This window comes from Rhodobacter sp. CZR27 (assembly GCF_002407205.1).
Taxonomy (GTDB): Bacteria; Pseudomonadota; Alphaproteobacteria; order Rhodobacterales; family Rhodobacteraceae; genus Cereibacter_A.
On sequence record NZ_CP023548.1, the window covers coordinates 1,007,255 to 1,027,437 of the forward strand.

The 20,183-nt window shown below is 69.2% G+C and carries 22 protein-coding genes and 1 other RNA gene; 6 read left to right on the forward strand and 17 right to left on the reverse strand.

All coding sequences use genetic code 11. From position 1 onward, the window contains the following. Window positions 1–26: 26 nt before the first annotated feature. From CK951_RS05080 to CK951_RS05125, 9 genes are all read right to left on the reverse strand, one after another. Window positions 27–464 carry a YqaA family protein gene (locus tag CK951_RS05080; RefSeq protein ID WP_096785124.1) on the reverse strand — a complete coding sequence of 146 codons (438 nt, stop codon included), beginning with the start codon at window positions 462–464 and terminating at the stop codon, window positions 27–29. A 1-nt stretch (window position 465) separates the two neighbouring features. Then, the gene (locus tag CK951_RS05085; protein ID WP_096787166.1) at window positions 466–1,563 is read right to left on the reverse strand and encodes a primosomal protein N' (replication factor Y) - superfamily II helicase; all 1,098 of its coding nucleotides are present in this window, start codon (window positions 1,561–1,563) and stop codon (window positions 466–468) included. Window positions 1,564–1,605: 42 nt separating this feature from the next. Next, window positions 1,606–2,712: an SPFH domain-containing protein gene (locus CK951_RS05090; protein ID WP_096785125.1), complete on the reverse strand. Its 1,107-nt coding sequence runs from the start codon at window positions 2,710–2,712 to the stop codon at window positions 1,606–1,608. After that, window positions 2,713–2,901 carry a hypothetical protein gene (locus tag CK951_RS05095; protein ID WP_096785126.1) on the reverse strand — a complete coding sequence of 63 codons (189 nt, stop codon included), beginning with the start codon at window positions 2,899–2,901 and terminating at the stop codon, window positions 2,713–2,715. Further along, a complete protein-coding gene (locus CK951_RS05100) occupies window positions 2,891–3,529 on the reverse strand; it encodes a DUF6338 family protein (RefSeq protein WP_096785127.1) in 639 nt (212 codons plus the stop codon). The genes CK951_RS05095 and CK951_RS05100 overlap by 11 nt, the downstream gene beginning before the upstream one ends. A gap of 4 nt (window positions 3,530–3,533) precedes the next feature. Continuing rightward, on the reverse strand, window positions 3,534–4,502 hold the full coding sequence (locus tag CK951_RS05105; RefSeq protein WP_394341563.1) for a DUF2927 domain-containing protein: 969 nt from the start codon (window positions 4,500–4,502) through the stop codon (window positions 3,534–3,536). Between the two features lie 8 nt (window positions 4,503–4,510). Beyond that, window positions 4,511–5,698, reverse strand: coding sequence for a toxic anion resistance protein (locus CK951_RS05110; protein WP_096785128.1), 1,188 nt, complete (start codon window positions 5,696–5,698; stop codon window positions 4,511–4,513). A 160-nt stretch (window positions 5,699–5,858) separates the two neighbouring features. Further along, complete coding sequence (locus CK951_RS05115) at window positions 5,859–6,752, reverse strand: 5-bromo-4-chloroindolyl phosphate hydrolysis family protein (RefSeq protein ID WP_096785129.1); 894 nt, start codon at window positions 6,750–6,752, stop codon at window positions 5,859–5,861. 153 nt (window positions 6,753–6,905) lie between these two features. Further along, window positions 6,906–8,177: a pseudouridine synthase gene (locus CK951_RS05125; RefSeq protein ID WP_096785131.1), complete on the reverse strand. Its 1,272-nt coding sequence runs from the start codon at window positions 8,175–8,177 to the stop codon at window positions 6,906–6,908. 193 nt (window positions 8,178–8,370) lie between these two features. Between CK951_RS05125 and CK951_RS05130 the strand changes: the two genes are divergently transcribed. Further along, on the forward strand, window positions 8,371–8,820 hold the full coding sequence (locus tag CK951_RS05130) for a nucleoside deaminase (protein WP_096785132.1): 450 nt from the start codon (window positions 8,371–8,373) through the stop codon (window positions 8,818–8,820). Between the two features lie 56 nt (window positions 8,821–8,876). Here CK951_RS05130 and CK951_RS05135 read toward each other — a convergent pair whose 3' ends face one another. Continuing rightward, the gene (locus tag CK951_RS05135) at window positions 8,877–9,569 is read right to left on the reverse strand and encodes a metal-dependent hydrolase (protein ID WP_096785133.1); all 693 of its coding nucleotides are present in this window, start codon (window positions 9,567–9,569) and stop codon (window positions 8,877–8,879) included. A gap of 226 nt (window positions 9,570–9,795) precedes the next feature. Between CK951_RS05135 and gatC the strand changes: the two genes are divergently transcribed. From gatC to rnpB, 5 genes are all read left to right on the forward strand, one after another. Beyond that, window positions 9,796–10,083, forward strand: coding sequence for an Asp-tRNA(Asn)/Glu-tRNA(Gln) amidotransferase subunit GatC (gene gatC, locus CK951_RS05140; protein ID WP_096785134.1), 288 nt, complete (start codon window positions 9,796–9,798; stop codon window positions 10,081–10,083). After that, window positions 10,080–11,555 carry an Asp-tRNA(Asn)/Glu-tRNA(Gln) amidotransferase subunit GatA gene (gene gatA, locus CK951_RS05145; protein ID WP_096785135.1) on the forward strand — a complete coding sequence of 492 codons (1,476 nt, stop codon included), beginning with the start codon at window positions 10,080–10,082 and terminating at the stop codon, window positions 11,553–11,555. Before gatC ends, gatA begins: the two co-directional genes overlap by 4 nt. A gap of 35 nt (window positions 11,556–11,590) precedes the next feature. After that, window positions 11,591–12,382, forward strand: a complete 792-nt coding sequence (locus CK951_RS05150; protein WP_096785136.1) for a hypothetical protein — start codon at window positions 11,591–11,593, stop codon at window positions 12,380–12,382. A 3-nt stretch (window positions 12,383–12,385) separates the two neighbouring features. Then, a complete protein-coding gene (locus CK951_RS05155; RefSeq protein WP_096785137.1) occupies window positions 12,386–13,045 on the forward strand; it encodes an N-acetylmuramoyl-L-alanine amidase in 660 nt (219 codons plus the stop codon). 12 nt (window positions 13,046–13,057) lie between these two features. Next, an RNA gene (rnpB, locus tag CK951_RS05160) (RNase P RNA component class A) lies at window positions 13,058–13,454 on the forward strand. 89 nt (window positions 13,455–13,543) lie between these two features. Here rnpB and CK951_RS05165 read toward each other — a convergent pair. From CK951_RS05165 to CK951_RS05190, 7 genes are all read right to left on the reverse strand, one after another. Then, window positions 13,544–14,758, reverse strand: a complete 1,215-nt coding sequence (locus CK951_RS05165) for a phenylacetate--CoA ligase family protein (protein ID WP_096785138.1) — start codon at window positions 14,756–14,758, stop codon at window positions 13,544–13,546. 14 nt (window positions 14,759–14,772) lie between these two features. After that, window positions 14,773–15,603: an ABC transporter ATP-binding protein gene (locus CK951_RS05170; RefSeq protein ID WP_096785139.1), complete on the reverse strand. Its 831-nt coding sequence runs from the start codon at window positions 15,601–15,603 to the stop codon at window positions 14,773–14,775. 82 nt (window positions 15,604–15,685) lie between these two features. After that, a complete protein-coding gene (locus CK951_RS05175) occupies window positions 15,686–16,975 on the reverse strand; it encodes an ABC transporter substrate-binding protein (protein ID WP_096785140.1) in 1,290 nt (429 codons plus the stop codon). 61 nt (window positions 16,976–17,036) lie between these two features. Beyond that, window positions 17,037–18,113, reverse strand: coding sequence for a branched-chain amino acid ABC transporter permease (locus CK951_RS05180; protein ID WP_096785141.1), 1,077 nt, complete (start codon window positions 18,111–18,113; stop codon window positions 17,037–17,039). Between the two features lie 3 nt (window positions 18,114–18,116). Further along, entirely contained in the window at window positions 18,117–19,106 is a 990-nt protein-coding gene (locus CK951_RS05185) for a branched-chain amino acid ABC transporter permease (protein WP_096785142.1), read from the reverse strand. Further along, window positions 19,096–19,230 carry a hypothetical protein gene (locus CK951_RS21880; RefSeq protein ID WP_267930139.1) on the reverse strand — a complete coding sequence of 45 codons (135 nt, stop codon included), beginning with the start codon at window positions 19,228–19,230 and terminating at the stop codon, window positions 19,096–19,098. Before CK951_RS21880 ends, CK951_RS05185 begins: the two co-directional genes overlap by 11 nt. Before the next feature lie 133 nt (window positions 19,231–19,363). After that, window positions 19,364–20,182 carry an ABC transporter ATP-binding protein gene (locus CK951_RS05190; RefSeq protein WP_096785143.1) on the reverse strand — a complete coding sequence of 273 codons (819 nt, stop codon included), beginning with the start codon at window positions 20,180–20,182 and terminating at the stop codon, window positions 19,364–19,366. Window position 20,183: the final 1 nt, after the last annotated feature.

Here is a 20,183-nt window from a genome sequence, read left to right on the forward strand (position 1 = left end):
CTCTATCGGGCCGGGTGCGGTTCCTGTCAACCGGCCACCGCCTGAAAGCCCGCCGCGAGCACCAGATAGCGCCCCGCCTTGCCCGCGCCAACCAGCAGCAGGAAGGGCAGGAAGCCGACGCGCAGCGCCCCGGCCGCTACCGTCAGCGGATCGCCGACCACCGGCACCCAGGCGAAGAGCAGCGACCACAGGCCGTAGCGGCAGTAGCCGCGCTCGGCGCGGGCCAGCGTCGCCCCGGACACCGGAAACCACCACCGGTCGCGGAACCGCATGAGGTAGCGGCCGAGGCCCCAATTCACCAGCGAGCCGGCGACATTGCCAACCGTCGCCACGAGAACCAGCGGCCCCGCGGGATGACCCGCCGCAAGCAGCGCCAGCAGCGCCGCCTCGGACGAGCCGGGCAACAACGTGGCCGAGCCGAAGGCGCTCAGCGCCAGCAGGGCGAGGGGGGTGGCGTCCTCCACGTCAGCGGTGCTGGGCGATGTAGGCTGCGATGCCCGCCGCGATCAGCGCAAGAAGCACGGCAAAGGCGATCTTCCACACCGACCACGGCCGCTCGCCCTGCACGCGGCCGGTCTGGCCGTTCACCACGAAGCGATAGCTTTTCCCGTTGTAGCGGTAAGCGGCCATCCACACCGGCAGCAGGACATGCTTGAAGGTTTCCTGGGCATAGGAGGTCTGGACGCCGTGGACCTGTTGCTCATCGCCGCCGATGTCGCGCAGCACGTCGCCCCGGATCACCTGCGCCATGATCTCCTTGCCGTGCTCCCAACCCTCGGCGAGGCCGACCGTGTAGCCTTCGGCGGTGAATCCGGCCAGCCAGTCGGCGCGGTAGGGGGTCAGGGCGGACAGATCCCAGGGCGCCAGCCCCTCGGTATAGCTGCGCGGCAGGCTGTGCGAGGCCATCACCAGCACGTCGTCGAAGTCGCGTGCCACGTGGCCCGACACCGGCGTCCAGCGAATGTGGCGCTCGGTCACCGTGCGCTGCTGCGGGCGGCCGTCGACCTTCACCGTGACGGTGCGGGTGGTGTAGTAGGCATCGCCGCGTTGGCCGGTATAGCGGCTTCGGGTGGCGGCGTCGAAGGTCCAGTAGGGGACGTAGATGCCCGACAGGGCGCGCCCCTTGCGGGCGTATTGCTGCAGGCCGTTCGGCGCGAACCAGAGCCGGCCGAGCCAACCCACCATCGCCTCGCGCGCCTCGCGTTCGGTCAACTGGAAGGGGATCAGCGCCTGCGGCTTGATCAGCCGCGTCTCTCCGGTGCCCACCACGACCGGGGTCGCGCAGAACGGGCAGCGGGTGGCATGGGTCGCGCCCTCGAACTCCACCAGCGCGCCGCAGGAGGGGCAGGGCGTCGTGCGCCGCAGCTCGCTGTCGGAGGCGGGCAGGCGATCGGCGAGGGCATCGGCGAGCGGCAATTCGCGCAGGCGTGCCGTCTCCCACGGAGCGGCTTCCGGGATCTTCTGCACATGGCCGCAGTGGTCGCAAACCAGTTGGGTCTGGCCCGGGGCGAAGCGGAGGTCAGCCCCGCAGGCATCGCAGGGCCAGTGGCGCACATCCGTCACGTCGGTCAACTCGATCCCCCGAACACCCTGGCCCGCTGAGCCTCACGCGCCGGGAGGCAGCGGTGGCGGAACCTGCGCGAAGAGCGGCGCAAGGGCCGCGACCTCGCCCGCGGGCAGCCAGACGTCCTGGCCCTGCGTCCAGACCAGCGTCGCGCGCGTCAGCTGCCCCGCGGCCACGCGCTGCGCAAGCGCCGCCTGCGTCAGCGGACCCTCTGACGCGCCGTTCGCGGCAATGTGCCACTGCGCCTCGGGCAGGGGCGGGGGCGGGGGGCTTGAAGGCCCGGCGGCGGCAGGCGGAGCCCCCCAGGGCCCCATCCGTTGCGCCATGCCCAGACCCATCGCCGCGCCCATGCCGCTGGCCATCGCGGCACCCGCGGCCGACTCGGGCCCGCCCATCGCCTCGGCCGCGCTGAACTGGGTGTATTTGTGCAGATCGCCCACGATTCCCGTCGAGGTGCGCTTGTCCAGAACCTTCTCGACCTCCTCGGGCAGCGAGATGTTCTCGATGTAGAGCTCGGGAATGCTGAGGCCGTAGTTCGCAACCGTCGGCGCGATTGCCTCGGCCACCAGCCTGCCCAGATCGGCGGTGTTGGCGGCCATGTCGAGCACGGGGATGTTCGACGAGGCCAGCGCCCGCGCCATTTCCTGCACGATCACGTTGCGGATCTGGAAGCTGATCTCGTCCGAGGTGAACTCGCCATCCGTGCCGACGATCTCGGTCATGAAGCGGCCGGGATCGGTCACGCGCAGCGAATAGGTGCCGAAGGCGCGCAGCCGCACCGGGCCGAATTCGGGATCGCGGCAGATGATCGGGTTCTTCGTGCCCCACTTAAGGTCGTTGAAGCGGGTGGTGTTGACGAAATAGACCTCGGACTTGAAGGGCGAGCGGAAGCCGTGGTCCCAGTGCTGGAGCGTCGTCAGGATCGGCAGGTTGTTGGTCTCGAGCATGTAGAGACCGGGGCCGAACACGTCCGCAAGCTGACCCTCGTGGATGAAGACGGCGGCCTGCCCCTCGCGGACCGTCAGCTTCGCGCCATACTTGATCGCATGGCCCTGCCGCTCGAAGCGCCAGACCATCGTGTCGCGCGTGTCATCGACCCAATGGATGACGTCGATGAACTCTCCGCCAAGGAAATCGAAGATCGGCATCTATTTCTTGGGCGCAGCCGCTGCCGCGCCACCGCGGCCCGGGATGACGATGGCCGAGACCGCCTTGGGCGGCGCAGGCACCTGTCCGTTGGCCGCCTTCTCCGGCTCGCGCGCGAACCAGCCCTTGTCCGTGCGCGGGCGGCTCGGCTGGTAGCCGTCGATCAGCAAGGTCCGCCTGTCATCCCGCATCGTCGGTCCTTTCCCGCTCGCCCTCCAGATCGAGGAACTCGATGGAGCGCATCCCCTCCAGCGACAGCAGCATGGCCCGCCGGGGCCGCACTTCCGTCCACTGGCCGTCGTCTGCCACATGATATAGGCGTTCGAGATAGATGTCGCTACGGTTTCCATCGTTCGCCGCCAGAGACTCCTCGCCGAACAGCCCATGCACCACGGTCCCGTCGCTGAAGGTGACGATCACCCAGCCTGGGCGGCGGGGCTTGCCGAAGGCGTAATCATACGCGCGGCGCACCGGGTTCTGCACCGGCATCGACAGCCGGCGCAGCAGCGAGCGGTTCCAGCCAAGCGACAGGTTCCAGCCGAAGAGCGCGCCCAGCACGATCGGCAGCAGCAGCACCTCGGCGAAAAAAGCGCCCTCGGGCGGCAGCCGCGGCAGGCCGGGCAGGAACGAGACGGTCCAGGCCAGCAGCTTGAAGGCCAGCTGGTTGATCAGCGACAGGACCACCGCCTCGACCAGCTGTTCGGTCAGCTTGGGCCGCTCGCCCACCACGAAGCGCGACCGGACCGAAATCACGATCAGCCCGGCGAGCAGATAACGCGCGAAGAACTCGAAGTTGTCCGGCGTTATCAGGCTGTTCATCGCCTCAGCTTTCGCCGCCGAGCAACTCGTAGGCGATGGCCTCGACGATCGGCTGCGCCTCGCGCACGGTCATGCCGGGGCGCAGGCGGGGATCGTAGAGCATCCTGAGCAGCAGCTCGTCCTGCGTGGTCAGCAGGGCGAATTCCTCGTCGTCGTTGAAGATCGAGGGGCGCGCGGCAGGGCTGTCGTTGGCAAGGCCCAGGCCTTGCGCGATCTCCTCGTGCAGGCAGGACAGGCGCAGAAGGTCCGGGTGCTCGGCCCGGATCACCGCGAAGGCGCGGGTGTAGACGCTCGTCTCATCATCCGACAGGGCATAGACGAGGCAGTAGGTCGAGGTCGGCATCTCGGTGATTCCGGCGACCTCGGTGGCGGACAGGCCCGGCAGCGCCGAGGATATCGCCGGTCCCAACTCCCGCCGCTCGTCCTCGGCCACGATGTGCAGGAAGAAGTTGGCGCCGCTGTCCGAAAGCCCGATCGGATGGCCGGTGATCCTGGCCAGCCGCGCCAGATACGAGGCGATGCGCGCCCGGTCGGTGGCGCGGCGCTCCTCCGGCACCGAGGCGCCGAAGCTGAGGCCCACCTTCACCGGCGCCTCCCAACGGCGCAGCCGGCTTTCGGTCTCGCGCTGCGCAAAGCCCGAGTCCGCCCGCTCGTACTCGTCATAGAGCGCGATGCGGATGAAGTTCTCGGCCAGCATCCGGTCGGTGTAGGGCGTGTCGCGTCCTCCGCCGTCCGTCCGCAACAGGCCCTGCGCCAGCAGGTCGGTCTGGATCCGGGCGTAATAGGCCCGCATCGCCTGCGCCTCGGGGCTTTCCGGCACCGGCACCCGCAACGAGGCCGGGCGCGGGTGCGGCATGGTGCCATGACCCGTCGGCGGGGGCGCCGGCGGGTTGCAGGCCGCCAGCAGGGCGCAGGCGGCAAGGGCCAGGGCGCGCGGCGGCAGGATGGATCGGCGCGGGCCGCAAAGCATCATGGCTTCCTTCAGGGACGGACGGCGGTTCCGGCCGTGTCGCCGGTTCCGGTTCGGCGGGCGCGGGCCGAAGCGAGCGTCTCGCGCAACTCGGCCTCCATCCGCTTCAGGTCCGCCTCGGCGGCGGCGCGCCGCGCGCGGCCTTCGTCGGCAATGGCGAGGCTCTCGTTGATCGTGGCGATCAGCGTCGCGTTGGCCTTCTTCACCGCCTCGATGTCGAAGACCCCGCGTTCCATCTCCTGCCGGACGACCTTGTTGGCCTGCTGGAGGTTCTCGGCATTGGCCGTCAGCAGGTCGTTCGTCAGGTCGGAAGCTCCGCGCACCGCTTCGGCCGCCTCGCGCGAGCGCTGGATCGTCACTGCCTGCGCCAGCTGCGTCTCCCACAGCGGGACGGTGTTGACGAGGGTCGAGTTGATCCGCGTCACCAGCGCCTTGTCGTTCTCCTGCACCAGCCGGATCGAGGGCAGCGACTGCATCGTGACCTGCCGCGTGAGCTTCAGGTCGTGCACCCGGCGTTCCAGATCGTCGCGCGCCGCACGCAGGTCGCGCAGTTCCTGCGCCTTGATCATCCGGTCGCCCTCGGGCGTGGCCGCAACCTCGGCCTCCTTGGCCGGGATCACGCTTCCGTCCAGCTCTGCCATCATCTCGTCGCCCGCCGCGATGTAGAGCGCGAGTTCGTCGTAGAAGTCGAGCGTGCGGGCGTAGAGCAGGTCGAGCGACTTGATGTCCTTCAGCAGCTTGTGCTCGTGGCCGAGGAGCGACTCGGTGATGCGGTCGATCTGGCCCTGCACCTCCTCGAACTTCGCGACGAACTTCGCGAAGGGCGCGGCGCGGCCCAGCAGACGCTCCCACCAGCTGGGCTTGCGGCGCACGTCAAGCTCCGAGACCGAGAAGCCGCGGATGGTCGAGACCACCTCGCGCAGCGAATCGCCCGCCGGGCCCACGTCCTTGTTCTTCACGTCGGCCAGCATCTTCTGGCTGATGGTCTGCAGCTCGGCCTGCGCCTTCGAGCCGAAGGCGATGATCGAGCGGGTGTCGCCGATGTCGAGTTCCGATAGGCGCTTGCGGATCTCCTCGGCCTTGGCGGGCGGCGCCGAGGCGAGCGGCGTGACCTGCGCCGCCGGCTCGGGCAGCGGTCGTGTCACCTCCTCGACTTCGGAAACGGTCTGCGTGGCCTCGCGGCGGATGCTGTCGCTCATCGGTAATACCTCGCTCTATGCATGCACGTCACAAGCCCGGCCGCATCCGGCGCGGGCCTTCTGTATAGCAAGCCCCCGGGCCTTCTCAATCGTCCGCCGGGGTGGCCGGCGCTTCCCCGCGCCCGGCGATGCAATGCTGCCGCAGCAGGCGGCGCCCTGCCTAGGCTTCGCGCGCCAGCCGGTCGCGCAGCACCTCGATCTCGATGTCGAGCGAACTGCGGTCGTTCGACAGGAGCTTCCTCGTGCGGTCGGCAAAGCTGGTGCCGAGATCGTCCAGCAGACGCTCGTAATCGGCCCGCACCTGCGGATCGCGGGCGCGGTCGTAGAGGTCGGCGAACTTCAGCGTCGCGTCGCGCGCCCCCATGAGATAGACGCCAAGGTAGCGCCGGGCCGCCGTCAGGTCGCCGGGATCGGCCTCGACGTTGCGGAAAAGGTCCCGCGCGGTCGCGGCGAAATCCTCGACCCGGCGGGACAGCGCCGGATCGCGCAGCCGCGCCACCGCCTCGCGCATCGCCGCCAGATGCGTCTCGGCCTCGGCCACCGCGCGGGCGACACGGTCGCTCTGGAAGCCGTCCACGCCGTCCGGCAGCTTGTCCTTCAGCGGATCGGGGCCGAAGGCCAGAAGGTGAAGCCCCGCGCCCAGCACGCCCCAGCCGGCCGAGAGGATCAGCCCGGCCTCGCCCATCAGCCCGCCCGCAAGCAGGCCGGCCCCGGTCAGGATCGAGGCGAAGATCTTGCGTGGAAACGCGGGGCGCCGGGCGACGGGGCGGGCGTCATAGGCCTCTTCGGCGAGGATTCCCTGACGGGTGAGGAAGGCTGCAAGGAACAGCGCCCCGAAGGCCGCGAATCCGAGGATCAGCCCCTCGGGCGGGCCAAGGAAGCCGTCGATCAGGAAAAGGAAGGGCAGGAAGAACAGGATGTTGGACCGCCCGCCGGCGCGGCTGCGGCGCTTGCGGTCCCAGCGGCTGCCCGACTGCGGCGGTTCTCCGGCCGGACGCTCGCCCGCCGGTCGGGCGTTGGGCGGGCTGAAGCGGCCGCCAAATCGCTCGGCCATCAGGCGCCCCCCTGCGCGGCGACGTAGAGGGTCAGCCCCACGAGCAGCAGGAAGGCGAGCGTACGCAGGCTCTTTGCACTCATCGGCGGTCCCTTTCCGGTGTCGGTCCGGAACCAATATAGGGGCGGGGGGCCGCCGGTGCCAATGCCGAGGTCAGCGGTTGCCCGGACGTCCCTTCGGCCCGCCGCGTGCCGGCCGTCCCTTGGGACCACGCGGCCCCGCGTCGATCGGCGCATCGGGCAGCGCCTCGCGCCGCGAGCGGCCGGCAGGCTTTGCGGCGCGGCCGACCGGCTTGCCGCCGGGCGCCGCGCCCCTGGCCGGCTTCGCAGCAGCCTCGCCCTGCCGGGCGGATCCGGTAGGGGAACTTTTGGCGGGCGCGTCGGGCCGAGGCGGGCGGGCCGCCGAAGTCCCCGTGGGCCGAGCGGGCTTCGGTCCACGCCCGGGCCGAGCATCCTTCGTGGCCTCTGGCGGCGAGAAGGAGGTGGTCGCCCTGGAGGCACCCGCGCCCGGACGCGACCGGCCGGTCGCTCCGCTGGCCGCCCCCGCTCCCGGCGCGCCCTTCCCGCCCATGGCCGGGCCGGCGCTCCGTTTCACGCCCGGCGGCTTCCCGCCGAGACCGGCGGCCGTGGCCTTTGCTCCTCGCGGCGAGGCCTTAGCTGCGGGGCGGGCTGCCCTGGGGTCGGCGGAGGGTTCGGCACCCTCCAGCCCCAACTGGTCGCGCAGCACGCGGGGGCGGACCTCCTCGACGTCACCCGGCTGCAGTTCTCCCAGCCGGAACGGGCCATAGCTGATGCGGATCAGCCGGTTCACCGTCAGCCCGATGGCGGTCATCGCGCGGCGGATCTCGCGGTTCTTGCCTTCGCGCAGGCCCACCGTCAGCCAGGCATTCGCGCCCTGCAGTCGGTCGAGCGTGACCGTCATCGGCTGGAAGCCCTCGCCCTCGACGGTGATGCCCTTTCGCAGGGGCTCCAGATCCGTGTCCGCGGGATTGCCCTTCACGCGGACCCGGTATTTCCGCAGCCAGCCGGTCGAGGGCAGCTCGAGCCGCCGCTTCAGCTCGCCGTCGTTGGTCAGCAGCAGGAGGCCCTCGGAGTTGAGGTCGAGCCGGCCGACCGACATCACGCGCGGCAGATCCTCGGGCAGGTGGTCGAAGACCGTCTCGCGGCCCTTTTCGTCCGAGGCCGAGGTCACCAGCCCCTCGGGCTTGTAGTAGAGCCAGAGCCGCGCGGGCTCGGCGGCCGCAAGCGGCTGGCCGTCCACGGTGATCCGGTCCTTCGGCGTCACGTTCAGCGCGGGGCTGTCAATCACGCGCCCGTTCACCGCGACGCGGCCGAGTTCGATCATCCTCTCGGCATCGCGGCGCGAGGCGACCCCGGCGCGGGAGAGGACCTTGGCGATGCGCTCGCCGTCTTTGCTGTCGGTCATGGGGAGGTCCCGGATTGAAGGCGTTCCGCAGCCGGAACCCCCGGGAGACGTCCGCCCCCGGTGACGACGAGGATATTTGCCGGGCGTCGAAAGGGCAACCACCCGCGACCTTGGGCTTCCGATGACGCGCGCCTGTGATCCCCGCGGGATGCCCGGCGCTTGCGCGCCGCGGCACGGCACGGCAAGAGGGGGCATGAGCCGCTTCCGCAGTCACATGAAGGACGCGCTCGCCGAGGCGCGGGCGGCCGGCGCGCGCGGCGAGGTGCCGGTCGGCGCCGTGATCGTGGCGCCCGACGGGCGCGTGCTTGCCCGCGCCGGCAACCGCTGCCGCGAACTGGCCGATCCCACGGCCCATGCCGAGATGCTCGCCATCCGCGCGGCCTGCGCGCAACTGGGGGAGCGGCTGACGGGCTGCGACCTCTACGTGACGCTGGAGCCTTGCGCCATGTGCGCGGCCGCCATCTCGGCTGCCCGGATCGCGCGGCTCTATTACGGCGCCTCGGACCCCAAGTCGGGCGGGGTGGCGCAGGGGGCGCGGGTCTTCACGCATCCCCAGTGCCACCATGTCCCCGAGGTCTATGACGGGATCGGCGAGGCGGAGGCCGGGGCGCTGCTGCGCGCCTTCTTCGCCGCGCGGCGCTAGCGTCCTCCGCCGCATGGCGACCCGCCCCGGAAGCGCGGGTCGCTCCTGCGATCGGGTCAGACCACGATCGGCTCCAGCACCTCGGGCTCGATCACCTCGACGCCCGGAAGGCCCTCGCGCAAGCTTGAGGCGTCCTGCTCGAGTAGCGGGAAGGTGCGGTAGTGGCAGGGAATGACCTTGCGGAAGTCGAAGTATTTCCGCGCCGCGAAGGCCGCGCGCTTCATGTCCATCGTGAAATGGCCACCTGCGGCGAGGATGCCGATGTCGGGCTTGTGGTACTCGCCCATCCAGCCCATGTCGGCCATGATGTCGGTATCGCCCGAGACATAGATCGTGTGGCCCTCGCCCGAGATCATGTAGCCCGATTCGGTCCCCGTGTAGATCGGCCCCGCCTCGCCGGAGACCGACGAGGAATGCGTCGCGGCCACCATCGTGACCTTCGCGCCGCCGAGCGTCACCGTTCCGCCCTTGTTGAAGCCGATGCCGTCGATGCCCTCCTTCTCCTGCCACCAGGTCACGAGGTCGTAGATGCCGACGACGGGAATGGCGAGCTTCTTCGCGATCTGCACGGTATCGCCCGAATGGTCGCCGTGACCGTGGGTCAGGAGCAGGTGCGTGGCGCCCTGCAGCGCCTCGTCGCGCCGTTCGGCCGGAAAGAGCGGGTTGCCGGTGAGCCAGGGATCGACGAGCAGCACGGCCTGTTCGATCTCGATGCGGAAGCCGGAATGGCCAAGCCAGGTGATCTTCATGCGAACTCCTTGTGAGGGGGCAGGCTGACCGCAGTCTAGAACAAAGCCGTGCCGAGGAAACGGATGGCTTGGCGCACCCAGGCGGTCCTTGGGCGTGCTGGCGGTCTCCCGCTCGCGTCCTCGCACCGTTCGTTCCGTCTCGGGCCCGTGCGCAGGGCGCGGGCACATGCTTGCAGCGGCGGGTGCGCGTCGCTAAACGGAGCCCGAACACAAAGCGGAGAAGACCATGTCGATCGACATCGAGACCGCGCGGCGGGTGGCGCATCTCGCGCGGATCCGCGTGGACGAGGCGGATCTGCCGGCACTGGCCGGCGAGCTTTCGGGCATCCTGACCTTCATGGAGCAGCTGAACGAGGTGAATGTCGAGGGCATCGAGCCGATGACCTCGGTCACGCCGATGCGGCTCAAGCGCCGCGCCGACGTGGTGACGGATGGCAACATGCAGGAGAAGGTGCTGTCGAACGCGCCCGACGCCCGCGAGGGCTTCTTCGCCGTGCCGAAGGTGGTGGAATGAACGCGAACGAACTGACGATCGCCGATGCCCGCGACGCGCTGGCCAGGGGCGAGCTTTCGGCGGTGGACCTGACCATGGCCTGCCTGACCGCCATCGACGCAGGCACGCCGCTCAACGCCTTCGTCCACCTGACGCCCGAGATCGCGCTGGATCAGGCGCGCGCCGCCGACGCCCGCCGCGGCGAGGGAGCAGGGGCGCTCAACGGCATTCCGCTGGGGATCAAGGATCTGTTCTGCACGAAGGGCGTCGCGTCGCAGGCGGCCTCGAACATCCTGAAGGGCTTCAGGCCGGAATACGAGTCGACCGTCACCTCGAAGCTCTTCGAGGCGGGCGCGGTGATGCTCGGTAAGCTGAACATGGACGAGTTCGCCATGGGCTCGTCGAACGAGACCTCGTGCTATGGCGATGCGGTGAACCCGTGGAAGGTCGATGACCGGAAGCTGACGCCGGGCGGATCGTCGGGCGGCTCGGCCGCGGCGGTGGCCGCAGACCTCTGCCTCGGCGCCACGGGAACCGACACCGGCGGCTCGATCCGGCAACCGGCGGCCTTCACCGGCATCGTGGGGATCAAGCCGACCTATGGCCGCGTCTCGCGCTGGGGGATCGTGGCTTTCGCCTCGTCGCTCGACCAGGCCGGGCCGATGACCAAGACGGTGCGCGATTCGGCGATCCTTCTGGGCGCGATGGCCGGGCACGACCCGAAGGATTCGACCTCCGCCGACATTCCGGTGCCGGACTTCGAGGCCGCGCTGACCGGCGACATCCGCGGCAAGAAGATCGGCATCCCGCGTGAATACCGCATGGACGGGATGCCCGCCGAGATCGAGGCGCTCTGGCAGAAGGGCCGCGAGATGCTGGCCGATGCCGGGGCCGAGATCGTGGACATCTCGCTTCCGCACACGAAATACGCGCTGCCGGCGTATTACGTGATCGCCCCGGCCGAGGCGTCCTCGAACCTCGCGCGCTATGATGGCGTGCGCTACGGTCACCGGGCGAAGCTGGGGCAGGGCGACGGCATCGTCGACATGTATGAGAAGACCCGCGCCGAGGGCTTCGGCAAGGAGGTCCAGCGCCGGGTGATGATCGGCACCTACGTGCTCTCGGCCGGCTTCTACGACGCCTACTACAACCGGGCGCGCAAGGTGCGCGCGCTGATCAAGCGCGACTTCGACCGCGTCTTCGCCGAGGGGATCGACGCGATCCTGACGCCGGCCACGCCGTCCTCGGCCTTCGGTCTGGGCGAGATGGCCAATGCGGACCCGGTCGAGATGTATCTCAACGACGTCTTCACCGTGACGGTGAACCTTGCCGGGCTGCCGGGGATCTCGGTGCCGGTCGGGCTCGACTCCAAGGGCCTGCCGCTCGGGCTGCAACTGATCGGGAGGCCTTGGGACGAGGCGGGGCTGCTCAATCACGCCCATGTGCTCGAACGGGCCGCGGGCTTTGTGGCCAAGCCCGCGAAATGGTGGTAAGGGCGCCGACGATCATGCCTCGTGGAATTGAAGTCATGCGTGCGTCCGCCGGTCTGCTGCTCGTTCTTGCCACTGCCGCCTGCCAGCCGGCCGTGCCGGCGTCGGGCGTGGGCTTCGAGGACTACTCGACCTACCTGCACCGCCGCGAGGCGGAGCTTGCCGGGACCGGCGGTGGTGTCACGCCGATGGCGTCCGCGCCCGTGGTGCCGACGCAGCCGCAGTTCTCCACCGAGGTGATCGGTTCGGCGATCGATGCGGCGGATGCCGGCACGGCGGCGACGCCTCTGCCGGGCGCCGGGGCAACCTTCGGCTCCGCCGCCGCCCCGGGCTATGGCGCGCCGGGTGCCCTGCCTCCGGCCGATCCCGCCCTTGCCGGCAGCCGCCCGCGCGGCAACGCGCCGATGGGCATTCGCGAGGAGACGGGCGAGATGGCCGGTGCCCATACCGGCATCTCGGACGAGAACGACTTCAACGCCGTCTCGGCCCGCCGCACCATCCAGAGCGACGCCGAGCTCATGGCGCAGAACCGGGCGAACTATACGGTGATCGCGCCGCAGCCGGTGCCGCAGCGCGCGGGCGGCGACGGGCCGAACATCGTCGGCTTCGCGCTGTCGACCAGTCACATGCCGGGCACGAAGATGTACAAGCGCTCGGCGCTGCAGCTGAAGGACCCGGCCTCGGCCTGCGCCAAGTTCGCCTCGCCGGACCTCGCCCAGCAGGCGTTCCTGTCGGCGGGCGGCCCGGACCGCGACCGCAAGGGGCTCGATCCGGATGGCGACGGCTTCGCCTGCGGCTGGGATCCCCGGCCGTTCCGCGCCGTCCGCTGACGGGTGAGCCTGTCGCCGAACTGCGGGCCGCGGCGCGGAGGCGCCAGGCCCGACATGGTGGTGATCCATTACACCGCGATGGCCAGCGCCGAGGCCGCGCGCGAGCGGCTCTGCGATCCCGCGGCCGAGGTCTCGGCGCATTGGCTGATCTCGGAACGGGGCGAGGTGCTGGCGCTGGTTCCCGAGGATCTGCGCGCCTGGCATGCCGGCGCAGGGGCCTGGGGTGCGGTGACGGATGTCAACTCGCGCTCCATCGGGATCGAACTCGCGAACCTCGGCGACCGGCCGTTCGCCGAGCCGCAGATGGCGGCGCTGGAGCGGCTGCTGGAAGGCATCCTCGTGCGCTGGCAGATCGCACCGGAGCGTGTCATCGCCCATTCCGACATGGCGCCCGAGCGCAAGTGCGATCCCGGCCCCCGCTTCGACTGGCGGCGTCTGGCGCTGTCGGGTCTTGCGGTCTGGCCGTCGGAGCGCGAGCCGGCCGACTTCCATGCCTCGCTCCGCGCCTTCGGCTACCCGCAGGCCGCGCCCGATGCGCTGCTGCGGGCATTCCGGCTGCGCTTCCGCCCCTGGGCGAGGGGGCCGCAGGATGCGACCGATGCAGCCTTGGCCGCCGATCTCGCCAAGCGCTTCCCGGTTGACGCGCCGGGGGCAGCGGCGTAATCCCGCTTCCGTGCGGATGGCCGGATGACCGCGAGCCCCTTGGGGCGCGAGGAAAGTCCGGACTCCATGAGACAAGGGTGCCGGGTAACGCCCGGCCGGGGCAACCCGAGGGAAAGCGCCACAGAGAACAGACCGCCCCACCGGCCTTCGGGCCCGGGGCAAGGGTGAAACGGTGGGGCAAGAGCCCACCGCGGGACTGGCAACAGGACCGGCACGGCAAGCCCCACCCGGAGCAATGCCGAATAGGGGTTCCGCGCGGGCTGATCCTTCGGGATATCGCCGCAGGGAAGTCTCAGCCCGAGGAACCCGGGTTGGCAGCTCGATCCCGTCGGCAACGGCGGGGCCAGAGGAATGGTCATCGAAGGGGGCAACCCCGGAACAGAATCCGGCTTACAGGCCGTCCGCACGTTCGAGAAAAAGGCCCGGCCACCGGCCGGGCAGGGGATCGAGGCACAGGAACCCCCCAAGCAGTGCCTCGACGTCTTTCCAACCCGAGCCTCAACCGTAGGTGCGGCGGTCCTCGATCACCTTGCCGTCATTGGGCAGCGTGCCCGGCGTCACGATCTCGATCCGCCCGCGCAGCTTCAGCGCCTCGAGCACCGAGGCTTCGTAGACCGCCGGATTGGTGGCGCGGCTCTCGATCTGCACCGTCATCGCGTCCATCTCGCCCTCGCGGGTGGCGATCACGCGGGCGCGGCTGACCTCGGAATGGCGGGCGACGAGGTCGGCCACCTGTTCCGGGCGGACGAACATGCCCTTGATCTTTGTGGTCTGGTCCGCGCGTCCCATCCAGCCGCGGATGCGCCGGTTGGTCCGGCCGCAGGGGCTGGCGCCCGGCATGATCGCGGACAGGTCGCCGGTCGCGAAGCGCACCAGCGGGTAGTCGCGGTTCAGCGTCGTCACCACGACCTCGCCCACCTCGCCCTCGGGCACCGGATCGCCTGTGCCGGGTCGGACGATCTCGACCAGCACGCCCTCGTCGAGGATCATCCCCTCCATCGCCTCGCTCTCGTAGGCGATGTTGCCAAGGTCGGCGGTGGCGTAGCATTGCAGGGTGAGGATGCCGCGGTCGGCGTATTCCTTGCGCAGGCTGGGGAAGAGCGCACCCCCGCCGACTGCGGCGCGGGTGATCTTCAGCCGCTCGCCCAACTCCTCCGCGCGGTCGAGGATGACCTTGAGGTAGTCCGGCGTGCCGGCATAGGCGGTGGTGCCCACGTCGGCCGCAGCGCGCACCTGAAGGTCGGTCTGGCCGGTGCCGGCCGGCAGCACGCGGGCGCCGACGGCGCGGGCCCCGGATTCGAAGATCATGCCCGCCGGCGTCAGGTGATAGCCGAAGCAGTTCTGCACGATGTCCGCCGGGCCCACGCCGCATGCATGGAGGAACCGCCCCATCCGCCACCAATCGGGCGTGGTGCGGCCGATCTCGTAGATCGGGCCCGGGGACTGGAAGATGTGCTCGAAGGCGCCGCCCTCCGGGGTGAAGCCGCCGAGCGGCGGATGCGTCTTCTGCGCCGCTGTCAGGTCGGCCTTGCGGATCACCGGCAAGGTCGCCAGCGCCTCGACCGAGGTGATGGCCTCCGCGTCCACTCCCGCAAGGCTGGCCCCCATCGCGGGCGTCGTCATGGCATGGGCGATCAGCCGCGGCAGGTTGCGCGCGACCGAGGCCGCGCGCTCATCGGCCGAACGGGTTTCGAGATCGTCGTAATGGGTCATCGGCGCCTCTCCCCTCACGCCAGCCACCGCTTCCGGCGGCGGTAGGAGCGCACGTCGCGGAACGACTTGCGACCCTTGTCCGACATGCCGAGGTAGAATTCCTTGACGTCCGGGTTTTCACGCAGCTCCTGCGCGGTGCCCTCCATCACCACCCGGCCGCTTTCGAGGATGTAGCCGGTGTGGGCATAGCGCAGCGCCACATTGGTGTTCTGCTCGGCCAGAAGGAAGGTCACGCCCTCGCCCTCGTTCACCGCCTTCACGATCTCGAATATCTGTTCGACCAGCTGCGGCGCGAGGCCCATCGAGGGTTCGTCGAGCAGGATCATCTCGGGCCGGCTCATCAGCGCGCGGCCCATCGCCACCATCTGCTGCTCACCGCCCGAGGTGTAGCCCGCCTGGCTCTTCCGCCTTTCGCGCAGGCGCGGGAAGTAATTGTAGACCATCTCGAGGTCGTCCTGGATCGCGGCCCGCCCGTCCTTGCGGGTGTAGGCGCCGGTCAGCAGGTTCTCCTCGACCGTCAGGTGCTCGAAGCAGTGGCGGCCCTCCATCACCTGGATCACGCCGCGTCGCACCAGCGCCGCCGGGTCGAGGTCCTGCACCCGCTCGCCGCGGTAGAGGATCGAGCCCTTGGTGACCTCGCCGCGCTCGGAATGCAGCAGGTTCGAGATCGCCTTCAGCGTCGTCGTCTTGCCCGCGCCGTTGCCGCCCAGAAGCGCGGTTATGCCGCCCTTGGGCACGTGCAGGCTCACCCCCTTCAGGACGAGGATGACGTGGTTGTAGATCACCTCGATGTTGTTGACCTCGAGAAGGGTCTCGGTCTCGGCTCGGGGGCGTTCGTCGAACATGGGCGTTGCCTCGGCGGGAAAGGGGAGGCCCCCGCAGGGCCTCCCGTCTGGCTGGGGGCGGGGCGCTGCGGCCCCGCCATCGTCAGTTGCAGCGCTCGGTCAGGCCGGCTTCCTTGGCATAGGCCGCGGAATCCTCGGCCACGAGCGGCCCGAGAACCTCGTCATCCGGGGCGATCCAGTCCGAGATCAGCGTCCACTTCTTCGCGGTGGCATCCCACTGCTGGATGCGCGCCATGCCCGGACCGCCGTGATCCTCGCAGGAGGCGGCGAAGGGCTGGCCGAAGTCGGGCAGGCCCAGCTCGGCCATCCGCGCCTCGGTGATCTCCAGCGCCTCGAAGCCATCGCGCACCTGTGCCGCGTTCACCTCGGGCGTGCCGGCCAGTTCCTGCGCCTTGCGGATCGCCTCCGAGATCACCATCGCCGCATACATGCCGCGCGAATAGAGCACGGTGCCCGCGTTCGACCCGTCGCCCGCGGCCTTGCCCGCGTCATGCACATACTGCTTCAGGTCGGCATAGACCGGATAGTCGGCGCCCACGCCATGCATGGTCAGCGACTTGTAGCCGTTGGCGCCCGCGCCGGCCGCCTGCACGTCATTCTCCGACCCCGACCACCAGATGCCGATGAAGTTCTCCATCGGGAAGCGGATGTTCGCGGCTTCCTGGATCGCGACCGAGTTCATCACGCCCCAGCCCCAGAACAGCACGAAGTCCGGCTTCTCGCGGCGCACCTGCAGCCACTGGCTCTTCTGCTCCTGTCCGGGCGTGTCGATGGGCATGGTCGAGAGGGTGAAGCCGTGCTTCTTCGACAGCTCCTCCAGCGTGCGGATCGGCTCCTTGCCATAGGCCGAGTTGTGGTAGAGCAGCGCGATCTTCTTGCCCTCGAGACTGCCGCCGTTCTGGTCGAGCAGGTATTTCACCGCGACCGAGGCGCCGTCCCAGTAGTTCGCGGGATAGTTGAACACCCATTCGAAGACCTTGCCATTGGCGGCCGAGGTCCGCCCGTAGCCCGGCGTGTAGAGCGTGATGCCGTCGGCCTGCATCTTCGGGATCAGCTGGTAGGTGATGCCCGTGGACAGCGGGTTGTAGACCAGCGCGCCCGAACCCTTGGTCGCCTCGTAGCACTCCACGCCCTTCTCGGTGTTGTAGGCGGTCTCGCATTCGGGCGTCTGGACGGTCTGGCCGCCGATGCCGCCGTCACGCTCGTTGAGCAGGGTGAAGTAGTCCTGGAAACCGTCGGCATAGGGGATGCCGCCGGCAGCGAAGGGGCCTGTGCGGTAGCTGAGGTTCGGCACGACGAGATCCGCCTGCGCCGCACCCGCAACGCCGGCCGCGATGGCCGCCGCGGCGAGCAGGGTGAAACTCTTTCTCATGGATACTCCTCCCGTTGATGGATCTGCCGGTTGGCCCGGCGTGGTTCCGGCACGCCCCGCGTCAGTGCGGGAAGGGCCACAGTCGCAGCTTCTCCTTCAGCACCCGCCAGAGCTGCGCGAGCCCATGCGGTTCGACGATGAGGAAGCCGATGATGAGCGCGCCCACGATCATCAGCTCGATGTGGGCCGCGAGGTCCGAGGGCCAGCCGAGCCCGCCGACCAGCACGTTCTTCAGGAACACCGGCAGCAGCACCATGAAGGCCGCGCCCGCAAAGCTGCCGAAGATGCTGCCGAGGCCCCCGATGATGATCATGAAAAGGATGAGGAAGGACTTCTGGATCCCGAAGGCCTCGCCCACTTCCGCCGCGCCGAGGTAGACCGCGAAGAACAGCGCCCCCGCGATGCCGATGAAGAAGGACGAGACGGCGAAGGCCGAAAGCTTGGTGGTCAGCGGGTTCACGCCGATGATCTCGGCCGCGATGTCCATGTCGCGGATCGCCATCCACTTCCGCCCGATGGTGCCGCGCGTCAGGTTCCGCGCGATCCAGGCGAGGACGAAGAGGAACGCCGCGCAGAACAGGTATTTGGCCCAGGCCGGGGTGTTGGCGCCGGTGACGGCAATGCCGAACATCGTGCGCTCGGGCGCGGTGATCTGGCCGGACGCCGAGTAGTTGTAGAACCACGGCACCTTGTTGAAGAGCCAGACCAGGAAGAACTGCGCGGCAAGCGTGGCGACCGCGAGGTAGAACCCCTTGATCCGCAGCGAGGGCAGGCCGAACAGCACGCCGACGGCGGCCGTGATCCCTCCGGCCAGGATCACGTGGATCATGATCGGCACATCGGGGAACGAGGTCATCAGCTTGTAGACCGCATAGGCCCCCACCGCCATGAAGCCCCCGGTCCCGAGGCTCACCTGCCCGCAGTAGCCGGTCAGGATGTTGAGCCCGATGGCGGCGATGGCGTAGATCACGAAGGGCACGACGACCGCATTCGCCCAGTAGTCGTTGATGACGAAGGGCAGCACCGCGAACCCCGCGACCAGCGCCACCTGATACCAGAGCCTGTCCCACCAGATCGGGAAGGTCTGGCTGTCCTGCGCGTAGCTCGTCTTGAACTCGCCTGCCTCACGGTAAAGCATGGATCAGACCCTCTCGATGATGCGTTCGCCGAACAGGCCCTGCGGCCGGAAGACGAGGAACAGGAGTGCGAGCACATAGGCGAACCAGTTCTCGGTCGCGCCGCCGATCATCGGGCCCACGAAGAACTCGAACAGCTTCTCGCCCATGCCGATGATCAGGCCGCCGACGATGGCGCCGGGGATCGAGGTGAAGCCGCCCAGCATCAGCACCGGCAGCGCCTTCAGCGCGATCAGGCTGAGCGAGAACTGCACGCCCGACTTCGCGCCCCACATGATGCCGGCGATCAGCGCCACGAAGCCCGCGATCGACCAGACCAGCACCCAGACGAAGCGCAGCGAGATGCCGACCGACAGCGCGGCCTGGTGGTCGTCGGCCACGGCGCGGAGCGCGCGGCCATACTTGGTGTATTGCGAGAAGAGCGTCAGCGCCGCGACCAGCGCCGCCGCGACCAGCGCCGCCACCACGTCGAGCTTGTCGATGAAGAAGCCGTAGCCGAACCAGTTGGCCGTGACCGCCTCGATCCCGTCCGAGATCCCCTGCGGAAGCCCGACGTCGAGCGTCTTGATGTCGGCGCCCCACATCACGTCGCCCAGGCCTTCGAGGAAGTAGGCGAGCCCGATGGTCGCCATGAAGAGGATGATCGGCTCCTGGTTCACCAGATGCTTCAGCACCAGCCGCTCGATCAGATAGGCGAGGCCGACCATGACCAGCGCGGTCAGCGCGATGGCCACCACCGCCGGAAGCGTCCAGCCGAAGCCGTGCAGGTTGGTGCCGAAGGCCGCGTTGATGAGGTGGGCGAAGGGGATCTGCCCGTTCTGCAGCCCCACCAGCGTCAGCGCGGCAAAGAGCGCGAGCACCCCTTGCGCATAGTTGAAGATCCCCGAGGCCTTGAAGATCAGCACGAAGCCCAGGGCGACAAGCGCATACATCACGCCCGCCATCAGGCCGTTCAGCGTAACCTCCATCGCGAAGACGAGCTGGTCAGGCAACATGGTGAAGCGCCTCCTCGGGACGGGTGCTGCGGCCGCGCGGGCGACCCTTGGTGTCGGTGGACTGTCCCGGCGGGGTCCGGGGGCCGAGGCCGTCGTTCAGCAGAACCGGCCGCGGCATCGACATGAGTTCGTCACGTCTTGCCCGGCAATCGGGCGGAGCCGCGGGCGTGCGCGCGATCTCGCAGTCCGGCAGGTCCGGGCAGGGAGCGGCCGGGGTGGAACCGTCGGCCTGCGGAGGGGGGCAGCTGGAGGGCGGCCTAGTCATGCTGCACCCCCAGATAGGCGTCGATCACCGCCTGGTTGTTGCGCACCTCGTCGGGCGTGCCGTCGCCGATCTTCTTGCCGTAGTCCATCACGACCACCCGGTCGGAGAGATCCATGACCACGCCCATGTCGTGCTCGATCAGCGCGATGGTGGTGCCGAACTCGTCGTTGGTGTCGAGGATGAAGCGGCTCATGTCCTCCTTCTCCTCGACGTTCATGCCGGCCATCGGCTCGTCGAGCAGCAGAAGCTTCGGCTCGGTCGCCAGCGCCCGCGCGAGCTCCACCCGTTTCTTCAGGCCGTAGGGCAGGCGGCCCACCGGCGTCTTGCGGATGTGCTGGATCTCGAGGAAGTCGATGATCTTCTCGACCTTGGCGCGGTGCTCGACCTCCTCGGCCTGCGCGCGGCCCCACCAGAGCGCCTGGCTCCAGAGCCCCGTCTTCATCAGCGTGAGCCGCCCGGTCATGATGTTGTCCAGAACGCTCATGCCTTCGAACAGCGCGATGTTCTGGAAGGTGCGGGCGATGCCCTGCTGGGCGACCTCATAGGGCTTCATCGGCGGGCGGCGGCGGCCCTTGAACCAGACCTCGCCCTCCTGCGGGACGTAGAAGCCCGACATGACGTTGAGCATCGAGGACTTGCCCGCGCCGTTCGGGCCGATGATCGCGCGGATCTCGCCCTCGCGGATGTCGAAGCTGATGTCGGTGATCGCCTTCACGCCCCCGAAGCGCAGCGTGATGTTCTTCATCTCCATCAGCACGCCGCCGATGCGCGGCTCTTCGGGCTCGGGCTTGTCCATGCGCAGGGCATCCATT